The sequence below is a fragment of the Neobacillus piezotolerans genome (assembly GCF_003362805.1).
Classification (GTDB): Bacteria; Bacillota; Bacilli; order Bacillales; family Cytobacillaceae; genus Bacillus_D; species Bacillus_D piezotolerans.
In genome coordinates, this window is the sequence record NZ_QNQT01000009.1 from 151,011 (window position 1) to 172,175 (window position 21,165).

Below are 21,165 nucleotides of genomic sequence, written 5' to 3' on the forward strand. Positions count from 1 at the left end.
GAAACAGTGATGGAGTGCCAAGCTTGTCAACTAAAAAACAATCATTTAACCGGTCGGTGTTCATCGTACTTGGCGGGAACGTACTGTCACAGGGGCTGATTTTCGCATCATCCCCTTTTCTAACCAGGCTGTATTCTCCAGAGGTCTTTGGCCAGCTGGCTGTATTCATCTCCATCGTGGCGATGATCAATGTTTTTACAAGCCTGAAATATGAACTTGCCTTGCCCATTGAACGGGACCAAAAGAAGTTTTTAAACCTGGTTGTGCTGTGCCTGGGTATTTTGGGCATCACAACAATTATTTGCACGGCGGCGGTTTTGATACTGGGTACCTTTTTCTTTGAGAAACAATTTGCCGAGTTTCTGCTTTGGCTGCTGCCGCTCGCTTTTTTAGGAGAAGGCATTACAGCAATAACAAATTATTACGGGATTCATAAAAGCAAGTACAAGGATTTGGCTATACTGAAAGTCAACAAAGCACTTTTTACGGTCGGGGGGCAAGCAGGATTGCATTCCCTTCAATCGTTGGGTATGGTTGCCGGGGATGTAATGGGCCGGATTCTTGGCGGCTTTAAGCTGATGTTGAAAATGTTCATGGAAATCCGCAAATCCTCCAGCGTGATCAGCCTAAATGAAATAAGGGAAGTAGCAAGTAAGTACAGGAAATTCCCGCTTATTTCAAGCTATTCATCATTCATAAACAGTGCCGGCCTTCAGTTGGCCCCAATCCTGCTCAGTGCGATGTACAGCCAGGCGGAGGTTGGACTGTTCGCGCTTGCCCAGAGGGTCATTGTTTCCCCTCTGTCCATCATTGGGCGGGCGGTGGCGGATGTATTCTACGGGACAGCAGCGAAAATCGACGCTCCAGGTGATCTAAAACAGATGTTTATAAAGACATCCCTTAAGCTGCTATTAGTCGGGATGATTCCAATCAGCATTCTTTATTTCGCCGGAGAGAGCCTGTTCGGGCTGATATTCGGCCATGCATGGAAGGAAACGGGTACAATCATCCAGATCTTGTCCCTGATGTATCTTGCCCAGTTTATTGTCAGCCCTCTATCACAGACATTGAATATCTTAAACAGGCAGGACTTGCAGCTTGTCTGGGATATTTTAAGGCTCATCCTTACAGTCCTGCCATTTTTGGCCGGCTTCTTATCCGGATATGACTTTTATGAGCTGATCAAGCTTTTGGGAATATGCTCAGTCGCAAGCTATGTCCTATTGTATGCGATGATCTTCAGGGTGCTGAAAAAACAAATTTAGGAGCAGTTAAACAGCATGGGCAATAAAAACAATTATATTCTCATTCTCTTTTTAGCATTTCTATACAAGTTGATTCTTGATTACGCATACACGACCTTTCTAGTGGGGAACTTTTCCTATTCGGGCTTTGTAATCAAGGAAAATTACATTAAATATTTTGAGTCATGGGTCTTATTATTCCTGCTGATTACTGGCGTTGTTATTTACACAAAAGGAATGGAGAAGCCGAGCAAAGTAATTCTGTACATTATTTTGCTCAACCTTTTGGTCCCGCTATTAACCTTTTATTCAATGCAGGATGGAGCCAGGATTTATTTGTACAGTATTCTGTTGGGATTCATGCTCACCGTTTGGATTGTCAAAAGATTGAAGGATTTTCGCGTCCTCATGATTGAAGACAGTGTCAAGCCGGTCTTTTTCCTCCTGGCCGTGATTACCCTGTATGTCTATGGCTATTTAATCGCGACAGGCGGGCTTTCGCGGCTAAGCTTCAACCTGCTTGCCGTTTATGAAGTCAGGAGTGTTTACCAGCAAAATAATTCCGGGTTGATGAATTATCTTGTCACATGGCAGGCGTACGCCATTAATATGTCGATGCTTATTTATGCGCTAGAGGGCAGGAAGAAGCAATTGTTTTTCCTTTTCCTGTTCCTGCAGCTTCTGCTTTTTGGCATGACAGGGTTAAAAAGCTTCCTGTTCGCGCCAGTCGTCGTGATTGGATTGTACTATGTCTTGAAAAATGTCAGATTAAAGAACCTTGTTCTCGAAATGATGACGGTCGGCGTGCTTTTCATCGTTTCGTTATCGGTGCTGCTTTACAGCGTCTTTGACAATATCAACGCGGCGTCTATTTTTGTCAGGCGATTGCTGCTTGTTCCCGCTCAGCTGCATTTTGTCTATTTCGATTTTTTTTCCACCCATGAAACGATGAAACTGTCACATTCTTTTTTATCTTTTTTATATGAAAATCCCTATAATAGCCCAAGCCCGGTAGATGTTATTGCAAGTGTCGTTTTTAACAATGATAACTTCAACCCGAATGTTGGGTATTTGGGTGATGCCTTTTCCAACTTCGGGATTATGGGGATAATCGTCTACTCAATTATGCTCGGAGTGGTGTTGAAAATGCTGGACAGTGTCGCAAGGAATGTGCCGATTTACTTTTCGGCGCCATTAATCGTCATACCGTCAATGGCCCTTATCAATTCCGCGCTCCCCACAAGCTTGGTGACGCATGGCATCTTGTTTGAGATAACGGCTATTTGGCTGTTTTCACAAATATTCAAGAAAACTAAAGCAGAAGGAGTACCATCGTGAAAATCTGTCATTTGACATCTGTTCATCCCTACACCGATATCAGAATCAATCTAAAGCAATGTGTATCCCTTGCCGGTGCTGGGCATGAAGTTTATTTACTCGCGCCGAATGCCCCAGAGAAAACGATAAATGGAGTCCATCTCCGGCCGCTTAGGGTACGCAATAAAAACCGATTTGAACGGATTTTTAAAAATAAACGCTTTATTTTGGCCCAGGTAAACGAGATCGAAGCGGATGTGTATCATTTTCATGATCCTGAATTGATCTTTGTTGGCAGGGAGCTTAAAAAGCAGGGCAAGAAAGTGGTCTACGATGTCCATGAGGATTTGCCGATGCAGATTTACCGCAAACCTTATATCCCGGCATTCCTGAAAAAGCCAATGTCGCTCGGGGTTCAATTGGTGGAGAAGAATGCTTCAAGGAATTTCGATCTCATATGCGCGGCGACTCCGCATATTAGTGGGAAGTTTGAAAAATACAACCCGCAAAGGATTGATGTAAAGAACTATCCGAAACTGGGAAAACAGCAGGCGGTTTTAAACAACCAGCCCATGGAAGAAAAGTATGTTTGCTATATAGGCGGTTTAGCGGGGGACAGGGGCTTATATGTAATGGAAGAAGCCATCCGCATGTCCACCTGCAGCCTGTACCTGGCTGGCAATTTCCATAATCCAGCGGACAAAGCCAGGTTTGAAAAGATGGAAAATGACAAAGTGGCATACCTGGGCTTTTTGGATAAGGAGGGCGTTGCGGCTTTACTTGGAAATTCATTGGCGGGCCTTGTTGTCCTTGAAGAAAATGAACCTTTTAAATATTCACTTCCTGTCAAAATGTTTGAATATATGTCCGCGGGCATTCCAGTTATTTGCTCCGATTTTCCGTTATGGCGAGAAATCGTGGAGAAACATAACTGCGGTGTTTGCGTCAACCCGGCAGATCCTAAGGAAATCAGCGCCGCAATTAACTTCCTTCATGATAATCCCACTTTAGCTAAGAAGATGGGTGAGAACGGGCGCAGGGCGGTGGAATCCGAGTATAACTGGGAAACGGAAAGCAAGAAGCTTATTGAAGCCTACGAACAACTGATTAACCAAAACTTTTCAGAAGAGGTATATGTCCATGAAAATTCAAATGCTCGATCTATCTGAACAATATCTATCAATGAGAGAAGAAGTCCTTCAGAAGATTGATGAAGTCATGTCTTCCTCCCGGTTTATTTTGGGGGAAAATGTTAAGAAACTTGAGGCGGATGTAGCCAGGTACAGTGGCGCGGGCTATGGAATCGGAGTCGGCAATGGCAGTGATGCAATCCATATTGCTCTCCAGGCTGCTGGAATCAAAGAAGGGGACGAGGTCATCACAACCGCGTTTACGTTCTTTGCGACAGGTGGGGCAATTGTCCGGGCGGGAGCAACCCCGGTTTATGTAGATATCGACCCGGTAACCTTTAATATCGACCCTTCAAAAATTGAAGAGGCAGTCACCGATAAGACGAAAGCAATCATTCCAGTTCACTTATATGGACAAATGGCCGATATGGACAAGATCAAAGAAATAGCCGACAGGCATCAATTGGCCGTAATTGAAGATGCAGCCCAGGCAATTGGAGCGAAATACAAAGGCCATAACGTTGGCGAACTTGGGACTGCCGCTACCTACAGCTTTTTCCCGACAAAAAACCTCGGAGCATACGGGGACGGTGGCATGATTATCACGAGCGATGGGGACCTTGCCGAGAAAGCGCGTGTCATCCGTGTCCATGGAAGCAAGCCGAAATATTACCACCATGTGCTCGGCTACAATAGCCGGCTTGATGAAATGCAGGCGGCAATCCTGAATGTGAAATTCCCGCATCTTGATAACTGGTCGGAAGCCCGCCGTTTAAAGGCTGCCTATTATACCGAAAAGCTGAATGAACAATTGGCCGACGTCATCCAGACTCCGATTGAGAAGGAAGGAAATTACCACGTTTTCCACCAATACACTCTAAGGGTTCCGCATAGAAATGAACTGCAGAACTACTTGAAGGAAGCAGGCATTGCGACAATGATTTATTATCCGCTGCCATTGCATGTCCAGCCTGTATTTGAAAATCTTGGCTACAAGAAAGGCGACCTGCCTGAAACAGAAAAAGCCGCAAATGAAGCCTTATCGCTCCCGATGTATCCTGAATTGGAGCGTGGAGCACAAGATTATGTGATTGAAAAAATCGTAGAATTCTATTCAAATTACCAGAACGATAACATGCAAGAAACGAGTGTTCATGAGGAACTTAAAGCGATTGGTTAGTAGAGGGAAAAGAAGAAATGAGGTGCCTGAGTGAATATCTGGATATTTAACCATTATGCAACCGCTCCAACTCATGTAGGTGGAACGAGGCACTACGATTTAGCCAAGCATCTCACCGATAAAGGATACACTGTTACAATCTTTGCCTCCTCATTTAACCATTTTTCAAAAAAAGAAATGGTTTTCCAAGGGGAGAAAAGTGAATACAAATCTGAAATGATTGATGGAGTAAAGTATGTGTGGATTCATACTCCTCCTTATGAAAGTATCGTGGGAAGAGTCAAAAACATCATTAGCTACACGTGGAAAAGCCATAAAACCGGGAGAGCGGCTTGCGGCAGAGGCAAGCCCGACATTGTGGTCGGCTCGAGCGTCCACCCACTGGCGGCAATCGTGGGATATTTGATCGCCAGGAAAGCAGGGTGCAAATTCTATTTTGAAGAGAGGGACTTATGGCCACAAACCTTTGTCGACTTTGGAAAGCTGTCGCCGGGAAATCCTGTGGCGTTCGCCCTGTACAGGCTTGAAAGCTTTTTATATAAAAAGGCTGACCGCATCATCGTCCTTTTCGATAAAGCAAAGTACTACATACAAGCGAGAGGGATAAATCCGAACAAGGTCATCTACTTGCCGAATGGAGTGGACCTCTCAAAATACGGTCAATTGGAGAAGTCAGTAGAAATAGACCGGCTGTTCAGCGGATTAAAAAACAAATTTGTCATTGTCTATGCCGGCTCCCACGGCGTGGCCAACCACCTCGAACCGATTATTGAACTGTTTGCCAAGTTAAAACACAACCCGGACTTGCATTTGCTCCTTGTCGGCAACGGGCCGGAAAAAAGCAGGCTGATGGAAAGAGCTGAACAGGAAGGAATTCACAATATTACGTTTCACGATGCCATTCCCAAAACGGAAATCCCATACTTGTTGAGCAAGGCACGGATGGCAATCCTCTCCATCATGGATTCGCCTCTCTATTATTGGGGATTCAGCATGAACAAGATGTATGACTATATGGCTGCGGGCCTTCCAATCATCATGATCACGGACCCGGATTTAATAGGATCGTTAAGCGGACAAGCAGGTATCTATGCGAACAATGATATAGAGGAAACGGCGCTCTGGCTTGAGGAGCATTACCGGGACCCTAAGCTATTGGAGTGGGAAGGAAGCCAACTTAAAAAGTACGCAGAACAGAATTATTGCTGGGGGAAGCTCGCTGACAGCCTGGAAACGTTTATCGTACATGATGTAAGTGGTGTGAAAAAAAATGAAGCGATTAGTTGATTTTACAAGCGCACTCATTGGGTTAGGGATCCTTTGGCCGATTATATTGCTGACAGCTATCCTGGTAAGGGTAAGGCTTGGTTCCCCTGTGCTCTTCAAACAGCAGCGTCCGGGCCTGCATGGCAAGCCGTTTTATGTGTATAAGTTCCGGACGATGACAGATGAGCGTGGGGAAGAAGGGGAACTGCTCCCTGATGATGTGCGGCTAACGGGATTTGGAAAGATGCTGCGAAAATGGAGCCTTGATGAGTTGCCGCAGCTGCTGAATGTATTGAAGGGCGATTTAAGCCTTGTAGGGCCTCGTCCATTATTGATGGAATACCTCGAACTTTATACGGACGACCAGGCGCGCCGCCATGAAGTACGCCCGGGAATCACAGGCTGGGCCCAGGTGAACGGACGAAATAATATTTCCTGGGAGGAAAAGTTCGCCCTTGATGTCTGGTATGTGGACAACCAATCCTTTTGGCTGGATATGAAAATTTTATTCATGACGTTTTACAAGGTCGTTAAATCGGAAGGGATTAGCCAGAAGGGCATTGCTACCGTAGAAAAATTCACGGGGTCATCGGAAACGGGGGTAAAACAATGATAAAACTATGCATAATTGGCCAGGGCGGCCACAGCAAAGTGGTTGAAGATATTGCTCTCTCGTTGGATGAATATACAATTGCGGCACGCCTTGACGACAAGTTCAAGTATGTGGAAGAAAAAAATGGGGTGGTGTATGGCCCGATTTCCCTGGCGAAGGAACTTTCCCTAAGTGACAAGAGCATGAAGTTTGTCCTTGCAATCGGTGGTAATGAAGCCCGGAAAAAGATTTCCCGGGAACTTTCATTGCCCCTTGACCGTTATGCTGTCCTGGCGCATCCAACGGCGGTGGTCAGCATGTCAGCAAGCATTGGCAACGGGACGGTCATCATGCCCAATTGCATTGTGAACGCAGCTGCTAAAGTTGGCAATCATGCCATTTTAAATACAGGTTCCGTGATTGAACACGACACAATTTTGGGAGATTTTACCCATGTAAGCCCGAATGCTGCTTTAACAGGCGGGGTTGGAGTTGGGGAAGGGACGCAGATTGGCGTCGGGGCAACTGTGATTCCCGGCATCCAGATTGGTGAGTGGTGCATGGTAGGTGCCGGGGCAACTGTCATCAACGCTGTGAACAACTTTGAAACCGTAGCAGGAACACCGGCAAAACCAATCACGAAAGTAAGGGTGTGAATCTGAATGATCGTTAAACAAAAACAAAAAAGGATTTATCTATCTTCCCCTCACATGAGCGGCCGGGAGCAAACCTATATCCGGGAGGCCTTTGAAACGAACTGGATTGCGCCGTTGGGTCCAAATGTCAATGCATTCGAAGAGGATATTGCCGCATATGCGGGCGTGAATGGAGCTGCGGCGGTCAGTTCGGGAACTGCGGCAATCCACCTGGCACTGGAACTTTTGGAGATTGGCAGGGGTGACCGGGTATTTTGTTCGTCACTGACCTTTATGGCCAGCGCAAACCCGATCCTGTATCAGGGTGCAGAGCCTGTTTTCATTGACTCGGAGCCCGATACATGGAATATGTCCCCACTGGCATTGAAGCGGGCTTTTAAAGAAGCCGCCAAAGCAAATAAACTTCCAAAAGCAGTCATCGTCGTCAACCTTTATGGGCAAAGCGCCAAGATTGATGAAATTTCGGCAATCTGCAATGAATACGAAGTGCCGTTCATTGAAGATGCCGCTGAATCGCTTGGATCCGAATATAAAGGAAGAAAGAGCGGCAGCTTTGGGAAATTTGGCATCTATTCGTTTAATGGAAATAAAATCATCACTACGTCAGGTGGGGGCATGCTTATTTCCGATGATATAGCGGCCTTGGAAAAAGCCAGGTTTTTGGCTACCCAGGCGCGTGACCCCGCTCCCCACTACCAGCATAGCACGGTAGGGTTTAACTATCGGATGAGCAATATCCTCGCCGGGGTCGGACGTGCCCAGCTCGAGGTCCTTGATTCGCGCGTTGAAGCAAGAAGGGCGGTTTTTGACAGGTATGCTGAAGCACTCGGCGGCATCCCCGGAATCAATTTTATGCCTGAGCTGGAATTGACCCGGTCAAATCGCTGGCTGACGACATTTACAATTGACCAAGGCGTGACTGGCGTTTCACCGATGAGTCTTATCAATAGTCTTGCAGAAGAAAATATTGAAGCTCGTCCAGTTTGGAAACCGCTCCATTTGCAGCCTGTTTTCGAAGGTGTCGAGTATTACCCGCATATGCCAGGGAAATGTGTGGCATCGGCTTTATTTAAGAACGGTGTTTGCCTGCCTTCTGGCTCGAATATGACATTGGATGAACAGGAACAGGTCATAGAGAACGTAAAAAAAAGTTTTGCTGTTCCATTTAAATATAAGGAGGCCTAGATTGGCCTCCTCTTGTAATTCCGGACTAAACCTCTACCTCTAAAAGGCCTGTTCGCGATGATTTTTGGGTGAAGGCTAACACTTTGGAGTGATTTTTGATAACAGTCAATGTGGCCGGGAGCCTTAAATCTTTTTCTTGCCTTTATGGTGTAAGGACTCTGTTCTGCGGCAAAGAAAAAGCCTTGCACCATAGAGTCCAGGGCAAGGCCATTTTTACAATTCAGGTTTTCGGTTTACCCGCGCGATTCAATTAGAACTGGCTTTTGCGCTTTTCATGCTCTGCTGCTTATTTCCCAAATGTTCATTAAGCATCAGTGAGAGCTTTTCCCGTTCTTCGTCAGGAACATTGTAATAATAGGTCCCGTTTTTTTTCATATCGTTCCCGCTTATCTGGATACGTTCAAGATCTTTTCTCGCCTTGGAATAGTTTGCTTGGATATTCTTCATTTCATTGAATGTTAAATTCGTTTTCAGGTTATTTCCAATAACCTCTAAAATGCTGCGGTAGTTTGCTAGTGTTTTTACGTTTGCAGCTTCCTTAATAATTGCCTGCATGACTTTTTGCTGCCGTTCCTGGCGTCCGAAATCGCTTTTTGGATCGAGATGGCGCATTTGTGTGAATTTGAGGGCTTCCTCTCCATTCAAATGCAATTTGCCAACAGGAAAGTGAAATTTACCGTATGAAAAGTCAAGTGTGTTATTCACTGTAACGCCGCCTACAGCATCGACAAGTTCCTGGAAACCATTTGTGTTAACCGCGATGAAGTAATCGATCGGGATATCGAGGAATTCTTCAATTGTTTTAATACTCATATCCACTCCGCCGTATGTATAGGCATGATTGATCTTATCCTCGATGCCTTTTCCGATTATTGGAGCATATGTATCACGCGGAATGCTCAACATTTTAATCGATTCCTCATCGGGGTTAATCGTTAGCAGCATAAGGGAATCGGGGCGTCCACGGTCTCCTTCACGTTGGTCGACGCCGAATAATAGGACCGAGATGGGATCGCCTTTTGCCAAATCAATTTCCCGGTTAACGTTTTTCGTCCTATCCAATGGTTCATGTGTATTTTTTAACGTTGTCGCGATTGATTGATAGACAGAATAACCATACACGGCTGCCCCAGCGAATAGAAGCAGGATGATTGTGATTGTAATCCAAAAACCCTTTTTTCGTTTGTTCGATTTTTGCGATTTGTTTTCTTTTTCCATTCTTCCACTTCCTTTGATGCACTCTAGGTTCATTGTATCATCGGAACCAACTTAACGTTATTCGACGAAATGACTAGTTAAACCCGTAAAATCCAGAAAAACCAACGTCACTAGGGAAATATCCCTGGGAGAGAGGTCCTTTTTATCGTTAAAAACTTTTCCGCTATATTAATTGCTTGTTAACTAAATGTTACGAAAGAATGATTCTTTTTGAAAAAGTGGCCTTTGGAACGAGGAAATGGTGTTTTTAGGTAATGGAATGCTTACGGAATAAGGGATTTCAAAGACTGCGCGACCTAAGTACCAGGAGTGTGATTTCAATCGAAAAACGTTGCTCGTTTTTAGGTCCTTTTGCTGAGGCGTATAACGGTGGTTTTTAAAAATGAATAAATCAGCATATATCAAAGGATTAAAGGCCAGTGGTACGGTTGATATGGCTATTGGATAAGTGAACTATCAAGCAAATCCGTTGAATTTTGGGTAACCTTTGTTGATTCGCATGCCGCAAATCTTCCTTTTTTGAAGAGCAGAATGGGAAAATTATTAAATCCAAAAACCCCATGATAGTATCTTCCATCAGTGGGTCCCCAAAGAGTGGGGAAAAATGACTTGAGGCAGGTAAATAAATGAAGAAAAGATTTCGATTCAAAAAGGATAAAAATCGCAACATGGATTTTAAGGGTGAAAGTGGCGACAACGATTTCATTTTTGAAAGTGAATCAAGTAAACGCTGGAATGTAATGGTATTTTTCTGCGCTTCCTTTGCAGCCCTGCTCGGTCTTGCAATCTTTTTTTCGGGCCTTGGTCTTTATTTCAATCCAGTAATGCCAGAGCTGAAAATGAATGTAGCAGATGAATTTAAGGTTATTGAGCCATCGGGAACGATGACGGCCACAAATCCTGGTTCAGCCAAAGAAGATGTCAGTTTTTATCAAAAAAAAGTGACGTATAACAAGGATGTTTACGCCTTTTATGTAAATTGGGACAGCAACAGTGAACAATCACTAAAGAATCATAGTGATGAAATTGATGTGTTGGTCCCGCAATGGCTTAGCCTGAATGAAGATCTTAAGGTGGAGAGCGATATCGATCCGGACATCGTGAAGCTTGCCACCGAAAAGGGGATGAAGATTACCCCTTTGTTACATAACATACAGGATGGCAAATGGAACCGGGAAACGGTTACTACCTTGTTGAATTCGCCAGCGGAACGGGCAAAGTTGATAAAAAATCTGCATCGCCTTATAACCAAAAATGGCTTTGACGGAATCAACATAGACTTTGAGAATCTGGACAGGAAAACCCGTGATCAATTGACAGAGTTTATGAAGGAACTGTACGCGGAATTCCATGCGGACGGGCTTTCGGTTTCGATGGATGTTCCTGCCGCGAATCCAGCGTATGATTATCAGCAGCTGGAAAACCATGTGGACCAGCTAATTGTGATGGCTTACGATGAGAATGTCGACTCGCCAGGCCCAATTGCATCCACATCATGGTTTCAAAACGTTCTAGTAAAATTGCCTAAGGACAAGCTTATCGTAGCCCTGGGCAATTACGGCTATGACTGGAAGTGGGAAAGCCAGGAGCCTGGCGAAGCAGTTTCCTTCGATGATATTACGAGGCTCGCCGGAAAAGTCGGCTTGAACATCCAGTGGGATGATATAAGCCAAAACCCATATGTGAAATATACCAAGAACGGCAGCGTCCATGAAATATGGTTTCTTGACAGCGCGACTTTTTACAATCAGCTGAAACTTTCCGAAAAGGCCGGCGCAAAAGGAATCGCCCTTTGGAGGCTTGGGGCGGAGGATCCTTCAGTGTGGGATATCCTTAGAGGGAATAAACTTGAGGAAATGCAAACAATCAAAAATGGCGGGAATATTTATAGCAAGGGAGAAGGGAATATTTACAGGGCGTCGGAGAGCAGGGAGGAAGGCAAGCGCAGCTTTTCATTCAATGAAGCAGGCTTCATCACGAATGAATCGTATATTTCCAATCCAAAGGCATACGAGTTTGAACGTTTAAGCAAAACGGATGGAAAGGAAATCGTGTTGACGTTTGATGATGGCCCTACTCCTGAATATACGGAAAAAATCCTGGAAATCCTGAAGGATCAAGGAATCCCCGCTACGTTCTTTTTGATTGGCAAAAATGCGGCAATCCATCAGGACATCGTGAAACGGATGGTAAAGGATGGCCATGAGATTGGAAGCCATACGTTCACACATCCAAACACGAAGGATTTATCCGATGAAAAGTTAAAATTCGAATTGAACAGTACCCAGCGAGTGATCCAGGGGATTACCGGCCATACAAGCAAGTTCTATCGTTCTCCGTTGGGAGATGAAGAAGCTAAATATTTTCCTGATCATTTTGAGCAGATGAAGAAAGTGACAGAAATGGGCTATATTACTGTAAACTATGATGTTGATTCAAGGGACTGGGAGCTTCGTGACCGGGACGCGATTGTCGAGAATGTCCTGAAGCAGGCGTCCGGCGGTGACATCATTTTGCTTCATGACGGTGGCGGGGATAGGCAGGGAACCGTCGAAGCCCTTCCGATCATCATTGAACAATTGAAGGGCAAAGGATATACTTTTACAACTGTCAGTGAGTTGATGGGCCAAAATCAGAACAAGGTCATGCCCGGTGTTGCGGAGGTGGAAAAACCGATTGTCCATAGCTCAAAACTCATCCTTTGGGGGGCAGCTCATTTTAAAACAATAACAGTTGTGTTGCTAATCGGTATAATGCTTGTTCTCGCTCTTCGGCTGTTGATCCTCGGATTTTTGGCTATAAAACATAAAAGGAAAGTACGGCCGGTCCGCAAGGGAGAATCTATCTCTCCTTTAGTGAGCGTCGTCATTCCCGCTTTTAATGAAGAAAGAGTGATTAGGAAGACGATTGAGTCCATTTTGAAAAGCGACTATCCAAATCTTGAAATTATCGTAGTCGATGATGGCTCAAAGGATAAGACATCCCTTACAGTAAAGGAGAATTTCTCCGAAAAACAAAATGTTCATTTAGTGCATAAAAGTAATGGTGGAAAAGCATCGGCTCTCAATGAAGGAGCGAAGAAGGCGAAGGGGGATATCCTGATTGTCGTGGATGCTGATACAAGTGTCTCAACTGAAGCAATTTCCTCCCTGGTGCGCCACTTTGAGGATGGACAGATAGCGGCGGTATCAGGAAATGTTCGGGTCGGCAACAGGCGGAATTTGCTAACCACCTGGCAGCACATTGAGTATGTCACAGGTTTTAATCTCGAAAAGCGTGCTTTTGCCACGCAAAATTGTCTCACGGTTGTGCCAGGAGCCATTGGTGCCTGGAGAAAACAGGTAGTTGAAAAACTCGGCTTTTTTTCTGATGATACACTTGCTGAAGATACGGATATGACCTTAAAAATCCTCCGCAATGGCTATAAAGTCACAATTGAAGAAAACGCGCTGGCCTATACCGAGGCGCCTAAAACCATCCGTGATTTCCTCAAGCAGCGTTTCAGGTGGACCTTCGGGACATTGCAATGCTTCTGGAAGCATAAAAAAGCTTTTGCGGGTAGGGAACATAAATCACTCGGATTCCTGGCAATGCCGAATATGCTGCTTTTCCAGTTTATCGTTCCATTCTTTGCCCCAGTTATTGACGTGTTGTTTATCTGGAAACTCGCAACTGGCGAAGTAGGGACGTCCCTTCTTATTTTTGGGACATATTTCTTAATCGACTTGATTGTGAGCATTATTGCCTTTAGGCTCGAGAAATTAAGTCCGAAACCGTTACTAAGCATGATTCTTCAAAGAATTGTTTATCGCTACCTTCTGCTGTGGGTTACATGGAAATCGTTGATGGTTGCGCTTAGGGGAACCCGGGTTGGCTGGGGAAAATTAAAGCGGAACGGGGATTTGGCTCCGGATCGAGGCATTATTGGGTGAGAATAGACATCAAACGGGCGCAATCCCTTTAAACACGTAAGCTTACTCATATGAGCCATAGCCCCATAACCAACAAAAAATCAAGACCGTTTCGCTTGAGGAATTAAGTGAAACGGTCTTGATGCCGTTGTAAAGACCTATTGCATTGGGATTGTTGTTGAATCAGTCAAAAGAACCTTGGAAAAGACGGATGCCTTGTGGTTTGATTCTGAATTGATCAAAAGGACCTTCCAAGGACTAATTGGCGAACAGGTCTTTAGAAATTACGATTCTTTTTTTGTAAACGGGTGGTTGTATTTTGTGAGCAGCTTGGCGAATACTTCTATTTCGTCATCGGCCCAAGCCTCCAGATTTTCATCGAGGGCGGCAAAGCGCAGCTTTTGGTGTTCGTAAAATTCTTTTTTGCCCAGTTCTGTGATCTGAAGGGTGTAGGCCCGGCGGTCAACTGGATCGGGAATTCTTTCAACGTAGCCTTTTTGCTCAAGTGACGCGGTCTGTCTGCTTAGCGTGGAGATATCGAGATGTGCTTCTTCAGCGAGCACCTTCACCCCGGCTGGGCCTTCAGAAAGAATCCGATTAAGAATGAGATAGGCGGAGCGATCAAGATGGCCGATTTTTCTGCTTGCCGATGTAACGCGGCGAATCAAACGGGCTAGCTCCAAATCGATAATTTTTATATTCATATCCTTCATCGTTTTTCCTCACCTTTACTTTTTCCTCCCAATATCGTACCATACCGGTTTCATTTTTAATATTTACCTTCCCGTGAAACAAATCTGTGAAACAAGATTTTTCGGGTGGTGACAGGCACTGTTCGTATTTTTGCAGCACTGTTCGCAAGTTAAGGTATTGACATACCGGAATATAGTTGTATAATACAATAATATGGTTTCGTTATACAACTATTATTTAAAAATAGATAGAGGGGGAAATTGAATGTCTACATTTAAAGAATGGGTGGCGGCTGAAACTGAGCATACAATAGAAACGGTAGAGGTGGCAGAAGGGGAGCCGGCAGCGGAATCTGTGGATGCACCGATGCCGAAAGCAAACCGCGGCCTATTGAGCCAGCCGAAAGCTGTTTGGGCAGTCTTTTTTGCTTGTATCATCGCGTTCATGGGCCTTGGGCTTGTGGATCCGATCCTTGTGGCGATCGGCCATCAGCTTCAAGCGACGCCAAGCCAGGTATCGCTTCTTTTTACAAGCTATAATGCGGTTATGGCTTTGGCGATGCTTGTAACCGGTATGATTTCGTCAAGACTTGGGATTAAATGGACCCTTCTTTCCGGAATCGTGATCATCGCGGTGTTTTCCGGACTTGGAGGCCTTTCGAATAATATATGGGCGCTCGTCGGCCTTCGCGGCGGGTGGGGGCTTGGCAATGCATTATTTGTCGCGACCGCGCTTGCGGCGATTGTTTCACTGTCAAAAGGGGGCACCGCCAAAGCGATCATCCTTTATGAAGCTGCGATAGGGCTTGGCATTTCCGTCGGCCCACTGCTTGGCGGATGGCTCGGAAGCATGTCCTGGAGGGGCCCGTTCTTTGGCGTGGCGGCCCTTATGGTCATTGCGTTCATTGGACTTATCGTTTTAATGCCTGGCGCGAAGAAACAGCAGGGCGCACCGAGGGTGAAGTCGTCAATCAAGGACCCTTTCCTCGCGCTTAAACACCGTTCGCTGCTCGTTTTCGGGATTGGGGCGGCTTTGTACAACTTTGGGTTCTTTACGCTTCTTGCATTTGCACCGTTTGTGATGGGGCTAGACGAGCATGGCATAGGCTACGTATTCCTTGGCTGGGGCCTGCTGCTTGCGGTAACCTCCGTGTTTACCGCGCCATATTTGCAAAAATGGTTCGGCACGGTCAAGGCGATGTGCGCGATGCTGACGCTCTTTGCGCTTGTCCTCGCTGCGATGGGGATTTGGACTTCCACCCAATGGGTGACTATCGTGTGCGTCATTATAGCGGGCGCGCTTCTTGGCAACAACAATACGCTCATTACAACGGCTGTCATGAATTCAGCGCCGGTTGAACGCGCCACTGCGTCTGCGGCATACAGCTTCCTTCGCTTTATTGGCGGGGCGATCGCTCCTTTCTTTGCCGGAAAACTTGCGGAGTGGTTCAATCCAAGTGTGCCGTTCTTCGTTGGCGCGGCGTTTGTGATGCTGTCGGTAGTGTTTATTGCGCTGAACCATGCGCATGTGAAACACGTCGATGATGCCTATGCCGGCCACTGATGTGGGCAAGGGTCTGCGGAAGCAGGCCATTTTTTAAAAAAGTGGGTTTAAAAAGGGGTTGGCCATTGTAAAGGGAAGTGGCGGTTCCTGCTAAACCGGAGAGCAGTTTTTTATAAAAGCCCCAAGTTTCATTTGTGTTTTGGGGAATGGATGTGCAAAAATAAGAGGAAGAGATTGATTGTTTTAGGAGCTGAACGAATGGACAAACATACTGCCGAATACTGGGTTTCCAGGTTGGGGCTTGAGCCGCATGCTGAGGGCGGTTATTTTAAACAGACGTACCGGTCGGGGGAAGATGTCCCTGGAAAGGATCGGGCGCTTTATACGAGCATTTATTTTTTGCTCCGTTCAGGCGAGGTGTCGCATTTCCATCGGCTGAAGTCGGATGAGCTGTGGTATTTCCATGCGGGCGATTCGCTTTCGGTGCATATGATCCATGAGAATGGCGAGTATGAGGAAGTGCCGCTCGGGCTTGATTTGGAGAATGGCGAGGTTCCCCAGATTCTGGTGCCGAAAAATACGATTTTCGGTTCTTCGGTTTCGGGGGATGGAAAGTTTGCGCTGGTTGGCTGCATGGTTGCCCCTGGTTTTGAATATGTGGATTTCGAGCTATTCACGCAGGAAGAGCTGCTGAGGGATTATCCGCAGCATGGGGAGATTATTGGGAAAATGGCGTATGAAACGCTTCATGAATAGGAATCTGCTTGCGTTTTTGGACTTGAATTATTGCGCATGTTGTGCCATCGGTGTTTATTAAAAAAACTGCTCTAACAATGGTGGGAGGATGAAAAGAATGGAGAATAGCAGGGAAGAAATTCTTGGATGGGGAAAAGCCATTTTAATAGCCATACTGTTAGCTTTTTTGACTCGTACTTTTCTCCTGACGCCGATTGAGGTTGAAGGTGCTTCGATGGAACCGACTTTGCAAACCCACGAGCGGATGATTGTAACAAAGATTGGTGAGCTGCAGCGCTTTGATATTGTCGTTTTTCATGCGAATGAGCGCGAGGATTATATAAAGCGGATCATCGGGCTGCCGGGGGACCGGATTGAGTATAAGGATGATACGTTATATGTGAATGGGAAGGCTTATGAAGAGCCGTACCTTGACGAATTTAAAAAAGAGATTCCGGGAGGCACGCTGACCGATTCGTTCACGCTGGAGGAAACGGAAGTCGGCGAGACGGTCGTTCCAAAGGGACATTTGTTCGTCATGGGCGATAATAGGAGGAACAGTAAGGACAGCCGTCATATCGGAGCGATTCCGATTGAAAATGTAGTCGGGACGACGAAGGTTGTATACTGGCCGTTAAATGAAATCAGGATTATCAAGGAATAAAGTTAGTTGGAAAAGCCGCCGATTGGCGGCTTTTTGCGTTCGGTTGGAGATTCGTTACATACTTAATTGGTTTTCCTGGCGTGCGGAGGGATGGAATCCTACACTGCTTCATCTTTTGAGTGACGGTTGGGGCTCGTCTCCCCGGCTTAGTTTTTTGTAATGAAGCATGCGGATATATCCCCTGTTTCACTTTTTGAGAAAAGTGCAGGCCCCTTCCCAGCTTCACTTTTCAAGGTTGGGAAAATTTTTGGCAAGGGGCTGTGGATGGTTAATGATCGTTTCAGAAATGGTTTTATAAATATTCAGAAAAGTGGTATTATGGGGGAAATTGGAAAGAAAAGGGTGAGCAAATGGGTTCTTGGAAAAACCCGATTCTGTTGCTGACTGGGATTGGAATTTCGTATTTGGGCAGCTGGCTGTATTTGGTTGCGCTCAATATCTCCATCCTTGACTTAACGGGATCGGCCGCAGCAGTCGCTGGCCTGTATATAATCAGGCCAATCGCGGTATTGATTACGAATACCTGGTCGGGAAGCGTCATTGACCGGGCAAATAAACGAAAGCTTATGATAGCGACCGATGTCATTCGGGGCTTACTTGTCTTTATTATTCCTTTTACAAATTCACTATGGCTGATTTATTTTATCATGCTGCTAATCAATATCGCCGGGGCGTTCTTCGGGCCGAGCTCAACAGTGTACATAACGAAATTGGTTCCTGAAGAAAATCGGAAACGGTTCAATTCAATAATGAGCATGACGGCGTCGGGGGCTTTTTTGCTTGGCCCGGCCATTGCGGGCGCGCTCATTATGGTAGCGGGGACAGACATCTGTATCATCATAAATGCGATTTCATTCATTATTTGCGCGTTCTTCATCTATCTCCTTCCGAATGTCGATGAAGCAAAAGCGGAGGGCAGGGAGCCAATCCGCCTGAAAACACTGGTGGAGGATTGGAAGGCTGTCCGCAACTTTGTTGTCGGCGCCAAGTTTTTCATTGTCGTGTATTTGCTTTACCAGAGCGCGACATTGATAGGGTTTGCACTTGACCCGCAGGAAGTGACGTTTATTAAAAAGTTCCTGGGCCTCTCTACCCGGGATTACGGATTGATTGTGAGTATTACGGGAATCGGGGCGCTGGCGGGTTCGTCTGTCGCCGCAATGGTATCAAAGAAAATCCCTCTGAAATTATATCTTGGCGGTGGAATGCTGCTATCGTCAGTGGGATACCTAGCGTTTTACTCGTCGTTTAATTTCCTGACGGCTACCGCGGCCTTCGTCTTTCTAGGTTTTTTTATGGCATTCGCGACAACCGGCTATGCAACATTCTTCCAGAACAAGGTGCCGGTCGAACTGATGGGGAGGTTTGCGAGCGTAGCGGAAATGGCGCAGGGGGGCATCCAGATTGGCCTGACGCTGCTGGTCGGCTTTTTCGCGGAATGGTTTACTCTCCAGTTTGTTTGCATCGCGTTCTCAGTCGCCGGGTTATTTTTATCGGCAAGCCTGTTTGCGGCAATCATTATGCCATCAAGGGCCGGATTTTTTAAAGAGAAGGCACAGAGCATTGCCAGTTAATGTGAGCTTCTTATAAAAAAAGAATTGAACTGGGAATAAAAAAAGTAGTGCGCTGCCAAATCGGCACGCACTACTTTTTTAATTTTACAATTAAGCGCCTTTGTCCCTGTGCAAATGGCGCGCGACATCGGCGGCTTTGACGTTTTGAAAGACATTAATGACGAACAGAATGACGGCAAGGACAAGGACGTTAGGGAAGATTTGCAGAAGCAACATAAGTGATTCATTTCCAAGAAGAAGGAAAGACAGGCCAAGCATGAATAAAGGCAATGAGATGTTATAAAGCCAGAAATGATATTTTGCCAGCGTAGACTCACCGGCTTTTGGAAAAAGGACATAGATGGCGCCGAACAATCCCATTGACGCCCAGCCAACCAGGTTAATATGGGCGTGTGCCCCCATAAGTCTATGATCGCCGATTATCTCCATCGTAAGCCCCATCCCCACGCCGATTAAAAAATATAAGGCGGCAAGTTTCAGAAAAAGAGTACCAATTTTCACAAAAAACACCTCCTTATTAAGAATGGATTACGGTAAAAGTATATAAGGTAAATATAGTAAATATGAGGAATTACTAAAAAAGAAATATGGAAGGGCTGCGGGATGTATTAGGTCCAAGAATGGGAATGGGTATACATTTCAGCGGCTGCTTTAGTGAAAAGAATCAGGGGTGCATTTGAACACGGCGAGGCTGCTTTTTGGGATAGCTGTCAGAATCAGGGTGCCGATAGTACTTTCAAAACTAGAAAAGCCCGCCTCGATAGCGGGCCTTTCCACTTACCTTTTGAATAAATCAAGGAGCCGTTCGGCGGGCCTTGTTCGGCGAGGACCCTGTTTGCTTTCGCGCGCGAGCTGGAGGGCCTGGTTTACATCAATTATTCCGCTTCCAAATTGCGCGTCCCTTCCGCGGATGCCTAGGTCGGCTGCCGATCTTTTGATAATGCGGATGACTTGCCTGTTCGACAGCTTAGGGTTTTCCGAACGGACCAGCCCAGCAAGTCCGGCGACATGCGGCGAGGCCATTGAGGTTCCGGATAGCGCCGCATACTGTTTTTTAAAATACGTGCTTGGGATGTAAACTCCGGGAGCCGCGACATCCACGTACGTTCCGTGGTTGGAAAATTCAGCGAGCCTTCCATCCTGGTCGACTGCGGAAACAGCAACGACCTCCGGGTAAGAGGCAGGGTAGGTAGGCTGCCGCGTATTGTCATTGCCGGCGGCGGCTACGAGGACAACATCATTTTTATCGGCATAATCAATCGCTTCCTTCAGCACGCGTGACGGCTGATAGTTCCCGAGGCTTAGATTAATCACCTTCGCACCGTTGTCAACGGCCCAATAAATGCCCTTTGCGATGTCGGATGTCGTGCCGTACCCTTTCTTGCCCATCGCCTTTACTGGCATGATTTTGTTGTACCACGTTATTCCGGCAACCCCGCGGCCGTTGTTCGTTTCGGATGCGATAATTCCGGCGACGTGGGTGCCATGGCCGTTGTCATCATCTGGATTATTATTATCAGCCAGGACATTATACCCCTTGACAAGCCTGTTCTTTAAATCGGGATGGTCTAAATCGACTCCGGTATCGACAAGCGCGATCGTTATTTTTTTCGAGCCTCGGGAAATTGCCCAGCCATTTTCCGTCCCGATCACAGGCAGATTCCATTGGTATTGCTCGCGGTAAAAAACGTCGTTCGGGACGGGGACGGCATTTTGCATGAGAATGTAATGAGGCTCCGCGAACTCGACATCTTTTCTTTTACCAAAATAAGCAATCAGCTTATCAGCGTTCATCGTTTTTGATTTAAAAATATAAGTAGAATTGAACTTCTTAATGATTTCTCCGTTAATTTCGGCTGTAATTCGTGTAATTTCCGCGGGCGCCGGGTGGCCAATAAAATCGACGACTACCTCATTGTCGACATAATGGCTCGTGTCCCGGTCGTTATGATAAATTTTCTGGATGGAAGGATTCGTATCCAGATACCGTTTCGTCTCCCCGCCATTCCAAACATTGTCGTACTCGGTAATCCTTAGCCTGTGGCCATCGCGCTGATGAATCTGCTGGAGGTCCTGGCTTATTTGAAGCCGGGAAGCCCCTTGGCGGTTCGTGTCGCCTTTATCGAGAAAAAGGACGCCGCCTGCCAGCACTGCGATTGCGACAATGCCGCCGGCAAGAAGATATTTATTGAACATGGCACAATCACCCCAATTTTCTTGTATAGGTATAGGGTGCAATCAACTGCTGAATTTAACGAAGGGAATTAATGGGTTTTGAAATCGTTTTTTGAAAAAAG

Annotated in this window: 18 protein-coding genes; 14 read left to right on the forward strand and 4 right to left on the reverse strand. The window is 46.0% G+C overall.

The features are described 5' to 3' along the window. Positions 1-23 precede the first annotated feature (23 nt). Genes DRW41_RS17970 through DRW41_RS18005 form a run of 8 tightly spaced genes read left to right on the forward strand, consistent with a single transcriptional unit; the run spans position 24 to position 8,570 of the window. Positions 24-1,265, forward strand: a complete 1,242-nt coding sequence (locus tag DRW41_RS17970) for a lipopolysaccharide biosynthesis protein (RefSeq protein WP_181884631.1) — start codon at positions 24-26, stop codon at positions 1,263-1,265. A gap of 15 nt (positions 1,266-1,280) precedes the next feature. After that, on the forward strand, positions 1,281-2,582 hold the full coding sequence (locus tag DRW41_RS17975; protein WP_115453405.1) for an oligosaccharide repeat unit polymerase: 1,302 nt from the start codon (positions 1,281-1,283) through the stop codon (positions 2,580-2,582). After that, on the forward strand, positions 2,579-3,730 hold the full coding sequence (locus DRW41_RS17980) for a glycosyltransferase family 4 protein (RefSeq protein ID WP_115453406.1): 1,152 nt from the start codon (positions 2,579-2,581) through the stop codon (positions 3,728-3,730). The genes DRW41_RS17975 and DRW41_RS17980 overlap by 4 nt, the downstream gene beginning before the upstream one ends. Beyond that, positions 3,702-4,871: a DegT/DnrJ/EryC1/StrS family aminotransferase gene (locus tag DRW41_RS17985; protein WP_115453407.1), complete on the forward strand. Its 1,170-nt coding sequence runs from the start codon at positions 3,702-3,704 to the stop codon at positions 4,869-4,871. The genes DRW41_RS17980 and DRW41_RS17985 overlap by 29 nt, the downstream gene beginning before the upstream one ends. A 30-nt stretch (positions 4,872-4,901) precedes the next feature. Further along, positions 4,902-6,158 carry a glycosyltransferase family 4 protein gene (locus tag DRW41_RS17990; RefSeq protein ID WP_115453408.1) on the forward strand — a complete coding sequence of 419 codons (1,257 nt, stop codon included), beginning with the start codon at positions 4,902-4,904 and terminating at the stop codon, positions 6,156-6,158. Continuing rightward, the gene (locus DRW41_RS17995) at positions 6,142-6,750 is read left to right on the forward strand and encodes a sugar transferase (protein WP_115453409.1); all 609 of its coding nucleotides are present in this window, start codon (positions 6,142-6,144) and stop codon (positions 6,748-6,750) included. The genes DRW41_RS17990 and DRW41_RS17995 overlap by 17 nt, the downstream gene beginning before the upstream one ends. After that, positions 6,750-7,385 (forward strand): acetyltransferase, encoded by a 636-nt coding sequence (locus DRW41_RS18000; protein ID WP_181884634.1) that lies wholly within the window; start codon positions 6,750-6,752, stop codon positions 7,383-7,385. Before DRW41_RS17995 ends, DRW41_RS18000 begins: the two co-directional genes overlap by 1 nt. A gap of 6 nt (positions 7,386-7,391) precedes the next feature. Beyond that, positions 7,392-8,570, forward strand: coding sequence for a DegT/DnrJ/EryC1/StrS family aminotransferase (locus DRW41_RS18005; RefSeq protein ID WP_115453411.1), 1,179 nt, complete (start codon positions 7,392-7,394; stop codon positions 8,568-8,570). Between the two features lie 246 nt (positions 8,571-8,816). Here the strand turns inward: DRW41_RS18005 and DRW41_RS18010 are convergent, their stop codons facing one another. Further along, a complete protein-coding gene (locus DRW41_RS18010) occupies positions 8,817-9,788 on the reverse strand; it encodes an LCP family glycopolymer transferase (protein WP_115453412.1) in 972 nt (323 codons plus the stop codon). A 668-nt stretch (positions 9,789-10,456) separates the two neighbouring features. Between DRW41_RS18010 and DRW41_RS18015 the strand changes: the two genes are divergently transcribed. Beyond that, a complete protein-coding gene (locus tag DRW41_RS18015; protein WP_181884632.1) occupies positions 10,457-13,720 on the forward strand; it encodes a trifunctional glycoside hydrolase family 18/polysaccharide deacetylase/glycosyltransferase family 2 protein in 3,264 nt (1,087 codons plus the stop codon). Between the two features lie 263 nt (positions 13,721-13,983). Here the strand turns inward: DRW41_RS18015 and DRW41_RS18020 are convergent, their stop codons facing one another. Further along, the gene (locus DRW41_RS18020) at positions 13,984-14,412 is read right to left on the reverse strand and encodes a MarR family winged helix-turn-helix transcriptional regulator (protein WP_115453414.1); all 429 of its coding nucleotides are present in this window, start codon (positions 14,410-14,412) and stop codon (positions 13,984-13,986) included. 346 nt (positions 14,413-14,758) lie between these two features. On the opposite strand from DRW41_RS18020, the gene DRW41_RS18025 reads away from it, so the two are divergent. The 5 genes from DRW41_RS18025 (at position 14,759) to DRW41_RS18040 (ending at position 18,868) form a co-directional block, all read left to right on the forward strand. Further along, on the forward strand, positions 14,759-15,955 hold the full coding sequence (locus tag DRW41_RS18025; protein WP_245959487.1) for an MFS transporter: 1,197 nt from the start codon (positions 14,759-14,761) through the stop codon (positions 15,953-15,955). A 198-nt stretch (positions 15,956-16,153) separates the two neighbouring features. After that, a complete protein-coding gene (locus DRW41_RS18030) occupies positions 16,154-16,651 on the forward strand; it encodes a cupin domain-containing protein (protein ID WP_115453416.1) in 498 nt (165 codons plus the stop codon). A gap of 97 nt (positions 16,652-16,748) precedes the next feature. Further along, entirely contained in the window at positions 16,749-17,294 is a 546-nt protein-coding gene (gene lepB / locus DRW41_RS18035) for a signal peptidase I (protein ID WP_115453417.1), read from the forward strand. 159 nt (positions 17,295-17,453) lie between these two features. Further along, entirely contained in the window at positions 17,454-17,678 is a 225-nt protein-coding gene (locus tag DRW41_RS22700; protein ID WP_142752252.1) for a hypothetical protein, read from the forward strand. Then, positions 17,645-18,868, forward strand: a complete 1,224-nt coding sequence (locus tag DRW41_RS18040) for an MFS transporter (RefSeq protein WP_115453418.1) — start codon at positions 17,645-17,647, stop codon at positions 18,866-18,868. Before DRW41_RS22700 ends, DRW41_RS18040 begins: the two co-directional genes overlap by 34 nt. Before the next feature lie 90 nt (positions 18,869-18,958). Here DRW41_RS18040 and DRW41_RS18045 read toward each other — a convergent pair whose 3' ends face one another. After that, positions 18,959-19,369, reverse strand: a complete 411-nt coding sequence (locus tag DRW41_RS18045) for a cbb3-type cytochrome c oxidase subunit I (RefSeq protein ID WP_245959484.1) — start codon at positions 19,367-19,369, stop codon at positions 18,959-18,961. A 276-nt stretch (positions 19,370-19,645) separates the two neighbouring features. Then, on the reverse strand, positions 19,646-21,064 hold the full coding sequence (locus tag DRW41_RS18050) for a S8 family peptidase (protein ID WP_115453419.1): 1,419 nt from the start codon (positions 21,062-21,064) through the stop codon (positions 19,646-19,648). Between the last annotated feature and the right edge of the window lie 101 nt (positions 21,065-21,165).